Genomic DNA, 12,844 nt, shown 5'->3' with positions numbered 1-12,844 from the left:
TGCAGTGGGCAGCGCGGAAAGGCAAACATGACCACGTTGAGCAGGCCCCCGGCGGATCCTTCCGCTCCCCATCCGCACGGCAGGGAAGCGCTGAAGGACTGGCTGCTGTTCGGGCTCCAGGACAGCAAGGGCAGCCACCCGGGCCCCGGCGGGGTGGCCGCCGGGCACGAAAAGAAACATGCGTGGTGGCAGGTCATGTGCCTCACCGGTGTGGACTACTTCTCCACCCTCGGCTACCAGCCCGCGATTGCTGCGCTCGCAGCCGGGGTCATCTCACCGCTGGCCACCCTGGTGCTGGTGGCCGTCACGCTGTTGGGAGCGTTGCCCGTCTACCGGCGCGTGGCCGGTGAAAGCCCCCGCGGGGAGGGCTCCATCGCCATGCTGGAGCGCTTGCTGCCGCGCTGGGGCGGCAAGGTCCTGGTCCTGGTGCTGCTCGGGTTCGCTGCCACCGACTTCATGATCACCATGACCCTCTCGGCCGCCGACGCCAGCGCACACCTGATCCATAACCCGGTGGCGCCGGACTGGCTGCAAACGCAGAACGTCGCGGTCACCCTTATCCTGCTGGCGCTGCTGGCCGCGGTGTTCCTGCGCGGCTTCAAGGAGGCCATCAGCGTCGCCGTCGCGCTGGTGGTCCTGTACCTGGGACTGAACGCGGTCGTCGTCGCCGTCACGCTGCTCCAGGTCTTTGTGCACCCCATTGCGATGGGCAACTGGTGGGCCGCGCTGTGGACGTCCCACGGCGACCCGCTGATGGCCGTGGCCATCGCACTGCTCGTCTTCCCCAAGCTGGCACTGGGCCTGTCCGGGTTCGAAACCGGCGTCGCCGTGATGCCGCAGGTCAGGGGAGCGGCGGAGGACACCGAGGAAAACCCTGCCGGCCGGATCAGGGGCACCCGCCGCATGCTGACCACCGCCGCCGTGATCATGAGCGTGGTCCTCATTCCGGAGCAGGAGTTCCAGCCCGGGGGCCAGGCGAACGGCCGCGCACTGGCCTACCTGGCCCACGAGTACCTGGGGGTGGGCTTCGGCAGCATCTATGACATCAGCACCATCGCCATCCTCTGGTTCGCCGGGGCGTCGGCCATGGCCGGCCTGCTGAACCTGGTGCCCCGGTACCTGCCCCGCTACGGCATGGCACCGGAGTGGGCCAAGGCGGTACGCCCCCTGGTCCTCGTCTTCACCCTGGTGGGCTTCCTGATCACCTTCCTGTTCAATGCCGACGTCGATGCCCAGGGCGGTGCGTACGCCACCGGCGTCCTGGTGCTGATGACGTCCGCGGCCGTCGCCGTCACGCTCTCCGCCCAGCGCCGGCGGCAGCGCAAACTCACCATCGGGTTTGGTGCCATCTCGGTGGTGTTCGCCTACACCACCGTGGCCAACATCTTCGAACGCCCCGAGGGCATCAGGATCGCCGGAATCTTCATCCTGGGCATCATTGTGATTTCGCTGCTCTCCCGCATCCGCCGTTCCTTCGAACTGCACGCCACCCGCGTCCACCTGGACCAGCAGGCACTGGAGTTCATGTCGGACAAGCTCGAGGGCCCCATTGCCATCATCGCGCACGAGCCGCTGCGGTTGTCCGCCGAGGCGTACCGGGACAAGCTCGAATCGGCCATCGAGGTCAGCCACCTGCCGTTGGCGGGCGAGGCCCTGTTCCTGGAGGTCATCGTGGATGACTCCTCGGACTTCGAAACGGAGCTGCACGTCCACGGGGTGAACCGGCACGGCTACCGGATCCTGGAAGTCCACGGACCGGTGGTGCCCAACACCATCGCCTCCGTCCTGCTGCACATCCGGGACGTCACCGGGCTGATGCCGCACATCTACTTCCGCTGGACCGAGGGGAACCCCATCAGCAACCTCGTGCGGTTCCTGTTCCTGGGCGAAGGCGAAATCGCACCCGTCACCCGGGAAGTGCTGCGCGAGGCGGTCCCCGACGTGACCCGGCGGCCCTGGGTGCACGTGGGCTGACGCCTTCCGGCACGGTGCTCCGGCAGCGGGCAGCGTCGAGCAATGGGAGCCGGCAGTCAGTTGGCCACTGTGAAGGGAACTACGGTTACCCCGGAGTTGGTGGAACCCAGCTTGTTGTCGCGGCACGACGATCGCAGATGCAGCTTATGCACGCCGTTGGCCAGCGTCCTGGTATCAATCGAAATGGGCGCGGACCCGAAGTTCCCGGCCCCGTATGGACCGGCAGCGTCCCAAAGCACGGTCCCGGGGTTGGACGGAACAGCGTGGAAGTCGGGGTCGATCGAAATAAAGGAGTGAGTCACCGGCCGCGAGTTATCGGAACGGTTGGTCAGGCCTACTGCGGGAGTCCAGATTCCTGACACCGGACCATCGGCAAGGGGTACGGCGCGGAACGAGGCCTCGCAGTACAGGGCGTGGGTGTACCATCCCTTGCCCCGCAGGAACACATCCCTGGATGCGTCGGACGCAGACCTGCCGTTTTGGATGTTGACTTGCCAGTTGAAGTTGGCCTGCATTTCGTTGCCGTCGGGTTCCGGAACGAACGCGCGAAAACGCACGTCCTGGACGCCGGAGTGGTTGAACGCAGAAATTGGCCGCGAGAACGTCAGCCAGCGCTCGCAGGTTCCGTTGCACACGAAGTCGCCCTTGCCGGTGCCGGACGGTCCGGGGCAAGTGAAGTCCGTTGCTGTGGCCCGCAGGTAACACTTCTGGACCGTGGTTTCGCGGTCCGAGGTCTTGAACACCATCGCGACGTAATTGGCCGTGCCCGGATTGTCATGGAGGACCACCCGCACATTCACGGTGAGGTTGCCGGAGCTGATGGTTTCACGTTCAGGGATGCATGCCCCCAGGTGCACATGGCCGGTATTGGTGGTGGAGTTGTCGGCCTGGTCAGTGTCCGGCATCCACCACGCCTGGGTATCCACGAACTGCCGCGTCTCTGAGTACGTGGTGCCATCGGCGCCAGGTGCACCTACGCATAGGCCCGCCGCAGCACGGGCAGCACCAGGACTCGCTGGCAAGAGGACAAAGGCCAAAGCAACAGCTATTACGAGTGCCAAGCAACGTCTCATGACCATCTGTCCTTCGAGCCACCATTCATGCTCGGCACGATGTTGGCAAGGTTCGTTGAGGCGGCGTCGTCATCACCAAGGCCCGCCCGGAGGGGTCGGTATGTGTATCCGGAAAAACTGCGCGACGGCCCGCTGCCGGCATTTAGCACGGACCGTGCGATGTCCAAGTGTGACTCAGGCCACAAAAGGCTCGGCCAGTATATGCCCGGGGTAAGTAGCAGGCCAGCGTCCTGGCGGAGTCTCTCCGCTTATTACGACGGCGGTGCGCATCTCGTGCGGGAACGGCGGGATGCCGCAAAGTGCGTCTAGGTCCTTGCGTCTATACGGTCCTGGGCGATTGCCGCGAGTATCCGGAGTACCTGTTGTTCCGATGGGGGGAACGGCCGGGGTTTCTGATCGATCACGCACAGGGTGCCGATGTTCCAGCCGCGTGGTCCGTGCAACGGATAGCCGGCATAGAAGCGGATGTGCGGCTCTCCGACGACGAGGGGGTTGGATGCGAAGCGGTCATCGGTCAGAGTGTCGTTGATGATTAGCATCGAGTTCTGTTCAACAGTCGCCGTGCAGAGCGCGATTTGCCGTGGAGTCTCGTCGCGGAGGGGCCCGATGACCGACTTGAAGTGTTGAGCGTCCCGGCCGATGAGGGATAGCGATGCAGCGCCGACGTCAAAAAACTCCCGGGCGGCAGCCACAATCCGGTCAAATGGTTCCTCCGCGCCCGTCTGCAGCAGGTCTGTCTCGTTCAGTGACGCCAGGCGTTCCGTCTCTGCCTGTTCAGGCGTAAGGAGGAACCTGCCGGCCGCTCCCAGCCCGGACATGGCACGCTCCCGGGTCTTTCTCCTATCCGCAGGGCGCGGGCTGGACTTTCCCGCCATTTCACGAGGTGAGGCCTTCTGCCGCTGTCCAGGCGTGTGCTTGCCCCCCCTCCTGCCGGAGCTATGAGCACGTTCCGGTTTCGACCAGACCGAGGGATCACGCATATACATGCCCAACTCGAATTCCGACCACCGGGAGCGGCCGGAATTTGCAGCCCGAAGCTTCAGTGGATCTAAACCGAGGCGGGCAGCGAGTTTGGCGTACCGCTCCGCGTTTTCATCCACCGCCTGAACCTCCAACCAAACGCATCCCTGGCGCACAGAGTTCCGCACCTGCAGTAATCATACTGATAAGGCTACTTACTTCTTTGTGCCGATGGCTAGCCCGGCAGGGAACTGGCAGGGAATGACCCGTGTCGCAGACAGTTCTTGCGCGTCGGCAATCTCTGCCGAACGCATACGAAAGCCAGGCGCGCCAGTCTCGCCGCCTTCCGCTCGCGACCCGCATCTTTCCTAAGACGCTCAGGTTCTCCCACGACGCGCGCACTCATCCGTGACGCGCGTATGCGTTTCCGCTACCCATATTTCAGGTGCGTCAGGGAATATGCGCGTCACAGGTGGTTTTGCGCGTCGGCAGCTGCAGAACGCGTATGACGGCGGGGCACGCCTGCCGCCGTGAGCTTTCGTTCCAGCGTCCCGCTTTGCATGAGGTCAGCCCAGTCCCAGCGGACTACGTTCATACCCATGGCGCGGATCCGGTTTTCGCGCTGCTTTTCCGCCATAACCACCTGGGACGCGCTTTGGCCCTTCAGGTATTCGGGTTTGACGTACTTCTCCTCGCCGTCGAATTCACCAACAACCTTCGCCCGTTTCCAGTGGAAATCTGTGTAACCCACTAAACCGGCCGCGTCGGAGAACATCTGCTGGAGGACCGGGGCTTCGAAGCCAGCCACGTGCATCAGCGCCCGACTCAGGGATTCTCCAGCCGAACCCGAAGCGGGATCAGCAAACCCGATGACTGCCCGTATCCTCCGGACGGCTGCAGCGGAATACTGCGATCCGATCCCGGCCTCCAGTTCATCCCTGGTCATAGCGGGAAGCCGCTGAATTCTGTCCGGCTGCAGGACATGATCCATGGCTGGAACCGCTTCGGCGAACGGCAAAAACGCGGCAAGGTCAAGCACGGTGCGGCGGCGGCTGGTAATCAGCAGGCCGTCCCGCCGGACCACCTCCAAGCCTTCCCGCGCTGCAAAGTGGCGGCTGACTCCGGCACGTGACCGGCCGCCGTCGTTCTTCAAGGTGAGGGCTTGGACGGGATGTACACCAATAGTGGGTAAACCCCAGGCGCTGGCAGCAGAGCACCGGGCGAAGACCGTGGGTTTTTCGAAAGTTTCGGCCGCTGCCTGGACGCGGAGGCGGTACTGCTCCCAGGGCTTTAGATTCTGCCAGGCCGGCCCGTCGGTATAGACGCCGTGCCGGACGCGGACCAATGCGCCGGCCTTTACGCGTTTGGCGAGATCGTTCGGGGTGAGCCCATGCACGAGCCGCTCGCGGGACAACAGGAGTGGTGGAAGATCCGGCATAGGTTGAACTTGCCAGCCGGGATCATCCGGCAGTAGGGGTCGGTGCGGCTATGTGGAGAAACGCGGGCGACGCGCACCTTCCGTCCCGACGCGCACATGCAGTCCCGACGCGCACCTTCTCTGACGCACCCTAGATATGGGGTGCGAGATGTAGTGTCCGTGTCGAAATTGAATTGGCGAGGCGCAGGGGCGTCCGGGAGAACCCGCGGGAGGTGATGGGGCGTTCCTGAAAAACGTGCGGGAGGTGATGGGGCGTTCGGGGGGAGGGGTGGGGCGCTTGACGGGCTTCCGCGCTTCCGCATATCCTGAACGAACGGTCGGTAAATAATTCGGGCCGTCCCAGAAGGTCTTTGCATAGGAGCAACCATGGCAGCGCAGAACTTGCAGTCAGTGCCGGCTGAGCTAACGGCTGGAACCAGCGAGACGGCAGAGGCGGCAGGCCAGGCCAACTTTGACCGGGTCATGGCCGAGGATTCACGCATCGAGCCCAAGGACTGGATGCCGGCGGCCTACCGCAAGACCCTGCTGCGCCAGATCAGCCAGCACGCGCACTCCGAGATCATCGGCATGCAGCCCGAAGCCAACTGGATCTCCCGCGCCCCCAGCCTCAAGCGCAAGGCCATCCTCATGGCCAAGGTCCAGGACGAGGCCGGCCACGGACTCTACCTCTACAGCGCCGCCGAAACCCTTGGCCAAACAAGGGACAAGATGATGGAAGACCTCATCGCCGGCAAGGCCCGCTACTCGAGCATCTTCAACTACCCGGCGCTCACCTGGGCGGACATGGGCGCCATCGGATGGCTGGTGGACGGCGCCGCCATCTGCAACCAGGTCCCGCTGTGCCGCGCCTCCTACGGCCCCTACGGCCGCGCCATGGTGCGCATCTGCAAGGAAGAGTCCTTCCACCAGCGCCAGGGTTTCGAGATCCTTCTCGAACTCTCCAACGGCACCCCGGAGCAGAAGCAGATGGCCCAGGACGCCGTGAACCGCTGGTACGCCCCGGCCCTGATGATGTTCGGGCCGCCGGATGACGATTCGCCCAACTCCAAGCAGTCCATGGCCTGGAACATCAAGCGCTTCAGCAACGATGAGCTCCGTAGCCGCTTCGTGGGCATGATGGTGGAGCAGGTCCGGGTCCTGGGCCTCACCCTCCCCGATGACCAGGTCCGCTACAACGAGGACACCAGGAAGTGGGAGCACGGCCCGCTGGACTGGCACGAGTTCCAGGAAGTCCTCGCCGGCCGCGGCCCCTGCAACGCCCAGCGCCTGGAGCGCCGGAGGGAAGCGCACGACGACGGCGCCTGGGTCCGCGAGGCAGCCGCCGCTTACGCAGCAAAACAGTCAATGACGACGAAGGAATACGCAGCATGAGCCCGCACGGCAACCCGGAAGAGCCCGCCAGCTCCGCCAGTGAAATCAACCGCGACGCGCCCAAGGTCTCGGCAGGTCCGGACACCGCGGCAGATACCGCGGCCCCTAGTGCTTCCGCGGCTCCCGGAACTCCGGCCGCCCCGGCTGCCGTTGCGCAGCCCGAGCACCACGACCGGAACGCCTGGGGCCTGTGGGAGGTCTTCGTCCGGTCCAGCCGCGGTTTGAGCCACGTCCACGCCGGGTCCCTGCACGCACCCGATGCCGCCATGGCCCTGCGCAACGCCCGCGACCTTTACACCCGCCGCAACGAGGGCGTCTCCATCTGGGTTGTCCCGGCCGAGGCCATCGCCGCCAGCGATCCGGACGCCAAGGGCTCGTTCTTTGAGTCGCCGCAGGGCAAGGACTACCGGCACGCCACGTATTACACCAAGAGCGAGGGGGTGAAGCACCTGTGATCCCCACCGGCTCCAAGACCGAAACAACAGGCCACGGCGATATCTCCACCGGTGTGCATGCCCCTTCCGGAAGCGGCGATTCGAACGCCAGCGCAACAAGAATCACGCCCGGCAACGCCTTGCGACCGGAGGACATCGCACTCGAGGTCCGCACTGGACTCGCGAAACCAACAGAGGACGTAGCAGAGTACGCGCTGCGGCTTGGTGACGACGCCCTGATCCTCGCCCAGCGCCTGGGCCACTGGATCTCCCGCGCCCCGGAGCTGGAGGAGGACGTGGCCCTGGGCAACATCGCCCTGGACCAGCTGGGCCACGCCCGCAGCTTCCTCAGCTACGCCGGCGGTGGATGGACCAACGACGACGGCACCGCCAAGTCCGAGGACGATCTCGCCTACTTCCGCCGCGAGCACGAGTTCCGCTCAGTCCAGCTGTTCGAGCAGCCCAACGGCGACTTCGCGGTGACCATCGCCCGCCAGTTCATCGTGAGCTACTACCAGTTCGAGCTGTACCGCCGGCTCACCGCATCAACGGACGAAACCCTGGCCGCGATAGCCGCCAAGGCCGTAAAGGAAGTGGACTACCACCGGGACCACAGTGCCCAATGGATCCTCCGGCTGGCCGGCGGCACCGAGGAATCCCGCAGAAGGATGATCCACGGGCTTCGCCTGATGTGGCCGTACGTCAACGAACTGTTCCAGGACGATGAGCTGACGCAGCGGCTCGCCGAGGCGGGTGCCGCCGTCGCGCCTTCCAGCCTGCGCGAGGACTTTGACCGGCTGACCGGGGAAATCCTGAAAGAGCCAGAACTCGAGGTCCCGGACGTCCCGGCCGCTCCCGGTGGTGGGCGGCACGGCAAGCATTCGGAGCACCTGGGCTACATCCTGGCCGAGATGCAGGTGCTGGCCCGCGAGCACCCAGGAGCAAGCTGGTGACGGCGGCGGCCATGTACATCTCGGACTTTGAAACCCGGACCCGGACCCCGCGGCAGAAGGCGTGGGACATCGCCGCCACCGTCTGCGATCCCGAGGTCCCGGTGCTCACCATCGAGGACCTGGGCATCCTGCGCAACGTGGAAGTAAAAAACGGACAAGTCACAGTCACCATCACCCCCACGTACTCGGGCTGCCCGGCCATGGACGCCATCCGCGACGACGTCCAAGCGGCATTCAGGAAAGAGGGCTACCAGGACGTCGAGGTGGACCTGGTGCTCGCCCCGGCCTGGACCACGGACTGGATGACCGACGCCGGAAAGGCGAAGCTGCAGGAGTACGGCATCGCCCCGCCGTCGGGCATGTCCAATGCGGCACGGCACGCCGGCCCTATCCGCCTGAAGATGGCCGTCAAGTGCCCCCAGTGCGCCAGCCTGAACACCAAAGAGCTCACCCGCTTCGGCTCCACCTCCTGCAAGGCCCTGTACGCGTGCCAGGACTGCAAGGAACCGTTCGACTACTTCAAAGTGCTGTAAGGAAGCCCCATGCCTGTTGTCCGCCAGACCGCCGCCGAATCGGCGCAGGCCACCGGCCGCCGTCGTCCGTCCTTCCACAGCCTCGCCGTGAAGGAGGTGCGCCGGCTCACCGAGGACGCCATCGAGGTGGCCTTCCACGTCCCCCAGGAGCTCGCCGGCCAGTTCGACTACCTGCCCGGCCAGTACGTGGCCCTGCGCACCAAGCTCCCGGACGAGACCGGCGAACTGCACGAGGTACGCCGCAGCTACTCCATCTGCGCCGAGCCGCGCAGCTTCGGGGACGGCAGCAGCGAGATCCGGGTGGCCGTGAAGAAGGACCTGGGCGGGCTGTTCTCCACCTGGGCCAACGCCGAGCTCAAGGCCGGGGACACCCTGGACGTGATGAGCCCCATGGGCGCGTTCGTGTCCAAGCACGGCCGCGACGGCAAGGCCGTGGAGCAGAACCGGATGAACTCCATGAACAACCCGGAGGAGCTCGCCGGGGACGTCGCCTCCAGCGGGGAAGCGAACTTTGTGGCCATCGCCGCGGGCAGCGGTATCACCCCGGTGATCGCGATCGCCCGCACGCTGCTGGCCAAAAACCCGGAGTGCCGGTTCGACCTGATCTACGCCAACAAGGCCGCCATGGACGTGATGTTTCTGGAGGAGCTGGCGGACCTGAAGGACAAGTATCCGCAGCGGCTGGCCATCCACCACGTGCTGTCCCGCGAGCAGCGGATCGCGCCGCTGCTCAGTGGAAGGATCGATGCCCAGAAGCTCCAGCAGCTGCTGGGCACGGCCATCCACGCGGACGATGTGGACGAGTGGTTCCTGTGCGGGCCGTTCGAGCTGGTGCAGCTGTGCCGGGACACCCTGGCCGAGCGCGGGGTGAAGCCGGAGAACATCCGGTTCGAGTTGTTCACGTCGGGCAAGCCGGACCGGCCGGAGGGGCACGCCGGCCGCCCCGTGGTGGTGGACGAGTCCAAGGAGACGTACAAGATCACGTTCAAGCTGGACGGCCTGCAGGGCGAGGTGGCCAGCCCCACCCACGCCCGCGAGTCCATCCTCAACGCCGCGCTGCGGGTCCGCCCGGATGTGCCGTTCGCGTGCGCCGGGGGAGTGTGCGGCACGTGCCGGGCCAAGGTGGTCACCGGCAGCGTGACCATGGACGAAAACTACGCGCTGGAGCAGGATGAGCTGGACAAGGGCTACGTACTGACCTGCCAGAGCCATCCCACCAGCAAGGAAGTCACCGTCGACTTCGACGTCTAAGTTTTGCCCGCCCCTAAAGAAGGAGCCCCATGATTTCCCTCTCCATCAGCAACAGCATCGCCGAAGTTGTCCTGGACGTCCCGCACAAGCTGAACTCGTTGGACGAGCCGGCGCTGGAGGAACTGTCCCAGGCGTACGACGACGCTGCTGCCGCCGCCTCACGCGGTGAGGTGCGGGCGCTGCTGCTCAGGGGAGAGGGCCGCGCCTTCTGCGCGGGCCGGGACATTTCGAACGTCTCGCCGGACAGTGACGATGCCGCCGCGTACCTGGGCGGGCTGGTGGAGCCGCTGCTGAAGAAAATGGCTTCTTTTCCCGCGCCGACTTTCGCCGCAGCCCACGGCGCCTGCCTGGGCGTGGGGCTGGGGCTGCTGCTGGCCACTGACGTGGTGTATGTGGCGGAGAACGCCAAGTTCGGGTCGCCGTTCGCCAAGCTGGGGGCAACGCTGGATTCGGGCGGGCACTGGTACTTCACGGAGCGGCTGGGAATGCACCGGACGCTGGACCTGATCTACACGGCGGACCTGATGAGCGGCACCGAGGCCGTGGCGCAGGGGATGTTCAGCCGTGCCATGCCGGCGGATTCGTTGCTGGAAAACACCCGGCAAATTGTGGGCCGGGTGGCGCGAGGCGCCACCGGTGCCTTTACCGCGAGCAAGGAGCTGGTGGCGCACATCCGCGACCAGCGGCTGGGCCTGTGGGAGGCCATGGCGGAGGAGAATACCGAGCAAGCCAGGCTCTGCAAGACCGACGATTACGCCGAGGGCTTCCGGGCGTTCCAAGAGAAGCGCGAGCCGCAGTTCCGCGGTTGAGCCGTTCTGCGGTTAAGCCGCTCGGTGGTTGAGGTGCCGGGACGCGAAACCAAGTAGGGGCTTAGGTAGGTTCCGCCTCCTTTGGCTTAGGAAGGTACGGTCGGGCTGAAGGAATCGGGTATTGGCTACTCGTGTTTCCCGTTTGGGTTCCCTGTTCACTGAAAGTGCCGGCGAGGAGAGAGAGCTTTCGCGATCACGGCTCCCGCCCCAGCAGTTCGCCGGCACCATCATCACGGCGGCTGAACAATGAATCCCCCGGGGGACCGGGACGATTCAGGAACGGCGGATTCAATGCGAGCCAGGTTATCCACGGGGGACGGCATCAACCTCGCCACCTGCCCCCACCAGTTTGTGGGCCGCTGCGATGACTGTTCCGGGTCAGCAGGCCTGAAGGAATCCGATGAGCTGGTGACCGATGAAGGCGGAACCACCTTCTCGGACGAGGCGGGTCCCAGCCCACGCACCTAGGTTGTCCATAGCCCCTTGGACGGGAGGGTGTCCGGGCTTTCCAGGAGAAGCGGGAGCCGAAGTTCGCTGGCGGGAAATTGCCTTTGCCTGCCGCTGATTTGTATGGTTCAGCTATGACTAAGGGGAAAGCTATCACCAAAGCCGTCATTCCTGCTGCCGGATTGGGGACTCGCTTCCTGCCCGCCACCAAGGCAATGCCGAAGGAAATGTTGCCGGTGGTTGACCGGCCCGCCATCCAGTACGTCGTGGAGGAAGCCGTCAAGTCCGGGCTCACCGACCTGCTGATGATCACGGGGCGCAACAAGCGCTCCCTGGAGGACCACTTTGACCGCGAGCCGGGCCTGGAGCGCGCGCTGGAGCTGAAGGGGGACAAGGACAAGCTGGACTCCGTGCAGTACGCGTCGGAGCTGGGCCCCATCCACTACGTCCGCCAGGGTGAGGCCAAGGGCCTGGGCCACGCAGTGCTGTGCGCCGCCCAGCACGTGGGCAACGAGCCCTTCGCTGTCCTGCTGGGTGATGACCTCATTGACGAGGCGGAGGACCTGCTGACCACCATGATGGAGGTGCAGCAGAAGACCGGGGGATCGGTCATCGCCCTCATCGAGGTGGATCCCACCCAGATCAGCGCCTACGGTTGCGCTGACATCACAGCGGTCGACGGCGAGGATTACGTCCGCGTGAACAGCCTGGTGGAGAAGCCTGCTGTTGGTGAAGCTCCCTCCAACTTGGCTGTAATAGGCCGGTATGTCCTGCACCCGTCCGTATTCGGGGTCCTGGAGAACACTGAGCCGGGCCGCGGTGGAGAGATCCAGCTGACGGACGCCCTGCAGACCCTGGCCGCCGGGGAGGGTGAAGGCTCAGGAGTGTACGGCGTAGTCTTCAAGGGCCGCCGCTTCGACACGGGCGACAAGCTGAGCTACCTCAAGGCCGTCATCACGCTGGCTTCTGAGCGTGTGGAGTTCGGCGAGGACCTGAAGACCTGGATGAAAGGCTTCGTCGGCTAATTCTGCCGCTAACGCTTCTGGAAGGCCTGCTGCCGAAAGGCGGCAGGCCTTCCTTTTTTACTGGCCAGAGCGGCTAGCAGAGCGCCGATAACAGCGCCTGACGTGTTGGTCACGACGTCTGACGGGCTTGCAAAGCGTTGGTGAAGCAACAAGAGCTGGCTAAGTTCGATTCCGCCAGAAACCAGCAAGCCGAATGCGCCGATTTGCCACCAGCGCTTTTGCGGGAACGCGAGTGCGGCCACTAACCCCACGGGTACAAAAAGAACGACGTTCGCGGACGCCTCAACGAATTTGTAATTGAACCATTGGGGGATACCGTGATGGTGGAGAAAATCCAGGGCGCCCGAGAGCTGCCTTTGAACAGGTTCGTCCACGGGCGTCGGCCAAAAGGCGATGAATGCTAGGGGGATGAGCATCGCGGCAAGGATGACTCGCCAAAGCAGGCGATTGTGAAGATGCCTCAAGCCGGCCTCAGGAGGTCCGCAGAAGGGCGACCGCCGCTGTGGCTAGGGCCGACAACTGTCAGGACCCCCAGCAGGACGTGCCCGAGCATCTGAGAGCGGGGGAGCGGTACGG

The 12,844-nt window shown here is 64.9% G+C and carries 14 protein-coding genes; 10 read left to right on the top strand and 4 right to left on the bottom strand.

Features of this window, described 5'->3' with window-relative positions:
• Positions 1 to 27: 27 nt before the first annotated feature.
• Positions 28 to 1,974, top strand: a complete 1,947-nt coding sequence (locus AC5RVY_RS02500) for an APC family permease (RefSeq protein WP_493953112.1) — start codon at positions 28 to 30, stop codon at positions 1,972 to 1,974.
• A 56-nt stretch (positions 1,975 to 2,030) separates the two neighbouring features.
• Here AC5RVY_RS02500 and AC5RVY_RS02495 read toward each other — a convergent pair whose 3' ends face one another.
• The 3 genes from AC5RVY_RS02495 to AC5RVY_RS02485 all read right to left on the bottom strand — a co-directional run bounded on the left by AC5RVY_RS02495 (position 2,031) and on the right by AC5RVY_RS02485 (position 5,445).
• Positions 2,031 to 2,879 (bottom strand): hypothetical protein, encoded by an 849-nt coding sequence (locus tag AC5RVY_RS02495; protein ID WP_493953111.1) that lies wholly within the window; start codon positions 2,877 to 2,879, stop codon positions 2,031 to 2,033.
• Between the two features lie 473 nt (positions 2,880 to 3,352).
• A complete protein-coding gene (locus AC5RVY_RS02490) occupies positions 3,353 to 3,865 on the bottom strand; it encodes a GAF domain-containing protein (RefSeq protein WP_493953110.1) in 513 nt (170 codons plus the stop codon).
• Between the two features lie 608 nt (positions 3,866 to 4,473).
• Entirely contained in the window at positions 4,474 to 5,445 is a 972-nt protein-coding gene (locus AC5RVY_RS02485) for a hypothetical protein (RefSeq protein WP_493953109.1), read from the bottom strand.
• Positions 5,446 to 5,811: 366 nt separating this feature from the next.
• Between AC5RVY_RS02485 and paaA the strand changes: the two genes are divergently transcribed.
• The 9 genes from paaA to galU all read left to right on the top strand — a co-directional run bounded on the left by paaA (position 5,812) and on the right by galU (position 12,268).
• Complete coding sequence (gene paaA / locus AC5RVY_RS02480) at positions 5,812 to 6,816, top strand: 1,2-phenylacetyl-CoA epoxidase subunit PaaA (protein ID WP_493953108.1); 1,005 nt, start codon at positions 5,812 to 5,814, stop codon at positions 6,814 to 6,816.
• Positions 6,813 to 7,271: a 1,2-phenylacetyl-CoA epoxidase subunit PaaB gene (gene paaB / locus AC5RVY_RS02475; RefSeq protein ID WP_493953107.1), complete on the top strand. Its 459-nt coding sequence runs from the start codon at positions 6,813 to 6,815 to the stop codon at positions 7,269 to 7,271. Before paaA ends, paaB begins: the two co-directional genes overlap by 4 nt.
• Positions 7,268 to 8,203, top strand: a complete 936-nt coding sequence (gene paaC / locus AC5RVY_RS02470) for a 1,2-phenylacetyl-CoA epoxidase subunit PaaC (protein WP_493953106.1) — start codon at positions 7,268 to 7,270, stop codon at positions 8,201 to 8,203. The genes paaB and paaC overlap by 4 nt, the downstream gene beginning before the upstream one ends.
• Before the next feature lie 11 nt (positions 8,204 to 8,214).
• Positions 8,215 to 8,736, top strand: a complete 522-nt coding sequence (gene paaD, locus AC5RVY_RS02465) for a 1,2-phenylacetyl-CoA epoxidase subunit PaaD (RefSeq protein ID WP_493953684.1) — start codon at positions 8,215 to 8,217, stop codon at positions 8,734 to 8,736.
• A gap of 9 nt (positions 8,737 to 8,745) precedes the next feature.
• Positions 8,746 to 9,987 carry a 1,2-phenylacetyl-CoA epoxidase subunit PaaE gene (gene paaE / locus AC5RVY_RS02460; RefSeq protein WP_493953105.1) on the top strand — a complete coding sequence of 414 codons (1,242 nt, stop codon included), beginning with the start codon at positions 8,746 to 8,748 and terminating at the stop codon, positions 9,985 to 9,987.
• Between the two features lie 29 nt (positions 9,988 to 10,016).
• The gene (locus tag AC5RVY_RS02455; RefSeq protein ID WP_493953104.1) at positions 10,017 to 10,796 is read left to right on the top strand and encodes an enoyl-CoA hydratase/isomerase family protein; all 780 of its coding nucleotides are present in this window, start codon (positions 10,017 to 10,019) and stop codon (positions 10,794 to 10,796) included.
• A gap of 121 nt (positions 10,797 to 10,917) precedes the next feature.
• Positions 10,918 to 11,046: a hypothetical protein gene (locus AC5RVY_RS02450; protein WP_493953103.1), complete on the top strand. Its 129-nt coding sequence runs from the start codon at positions 10,918 to 10,920 to the stop codon at positions 11,044 to 11,046.
• Between the two features lie 41 nt (positions 11,047 to 11,087).
• The gene (locus tag AC5RVY_RS02445) at positions 11,088 to 11,264 is read left to right on the top strand and encodes a hypothetical protein (RefSeq protein WP_493953102.1); all 177 of its coding nucleotides are present in this window, start codon (positions 11,088 to 11,090) and stop codon (positions 11,262 to 11,264) included.
• 113 nt (positions 11,265 to 11,377) lie between these two features.
• Entirely contained in the window at positions 11,378 to 12,268 is an 891-nt protein-coding gene (galU, locus tag AC5RVY_RS02440) for a UTP--glucose-1-phosphate uridylyltransferase GalU (RefSeq protein ID WP_493953101.1), read from the top strand.
• 8 nt (positions 12,269 to 12,276) lie between these two features.
• Here galU and AC5RVY_RS02435 read toward each other — a convergent pair whose 3' ends face one another.
• Positions 12,277 to 12,684 carry a VanZ family protein gene (locus tag AC5RVY_RS02435; RefSeq protein ID WP_493953100.1) on the bottom strand — a complete coding sequence of 136 codons (408 nt, stop codon included), beginning with the start codon at positions 12,682 to 12,684 and terminating at the stop codon, positions 12,277 to 12,279.
• Between the last annotated feature and the right edge of the window lie 160 nt (positions 12,685 to 12,844).

This window comes from Arthrobacter sp. Ha26, assembly GCF_059091705.1.
The sequence above is the reverse complement of the archived record's forward strand: the minus strand, read 5'-3'. Positions and strand labels throughout refer to the sequence as shown.

Excerpts from the sequence above, each read along its gene's own strand:
- AC5RVY_RS02500 (WP_493953112.1), top strand. The coding sequence starts at position 28 with ATGACCACGTTGAGCAGGCCCCCGGCGGATCCTTCCGCTCCCCATCCG.
- AC5RVY_RS02495 (WP_493953111.1), bottom strand. The coding sequence starts at position 2,879 with ATGCCGGACACTGACCAGGCCGACAACTCCACCACCAATACCGGCCAT.
- AC5RVY_RS02490 (WP_493953110.1), bottom strand. The coding sequence starts at position 3,865 with ATGTCCGGGCTGGGAGCGGCCGGCAGGTTCCTCCTTACGCCTGAACAG.
- AC5RVY_RS02485 (WP_493953109.1), bottom strand. The coding sequence starts at position 5,445 with ATGCCGGATCTTCCACCACTCCTGTTGTCCCGCGAGCGGCTCGTGCAT.
- paaA (WP_493953108.1), top strand. The coding sequence starts at position 5,812 with ATGGCAGCGCAGAACTTGCAGTCAGTGCCGGCTGAGCTAACGGCTGGA.
- paaB (WP_493953107.1), top strand. The coding sequence starts at position 6,813 with ATGAGCCCGCACGGCAACCCGGAAGAGCCCGCCAGCTCCGCCAGTGAA.
- paaD (WP_493953684.1), top strand. The coding sequence starts at position 8,215 with ATGTACATCTCGGACTTTGAAACCCGGACCCGGACCCCGCGGCAGAAG.
- paaE (WP_493953105.1), top strand. The coding sequence starts at position 8,746 with ATGCCTGTTGTCCGCCAGACCGCCGCCGAATCGGCGCAGGCCACCGGC.
- AC5RVY_RS02455 (WP_493953104.1), top strand. The coding sequence starts at position 10,017 with ATGATTTCCCTCTCCATCAGCAACAGCATCGCCGAAGTTGTCCTGGAC.
- AC5RVY_RS02445 (WP_493953102.1), top strand. The coding sequence starts at position 11,088 with ATGCGAGCCAGGTTATCCACGGGGGACGGCATCAACCTCGCCACCTGC.
- galU (WP_493953101.1), top strand. The coding sequence starts at position 11,378 with ATGACTAAGGGGAAAGCTATCACCAAAGCCGTCATTCCTGCTGCCGGA.
- AC5RVY_RS02435 (WP_493953100.1), bottom strand. The coding sequence starts at position 12,684 with ATGCTCATCCCCCTAGCATTCATCGCCTTTTGGCCGACGCCCGTGGAC.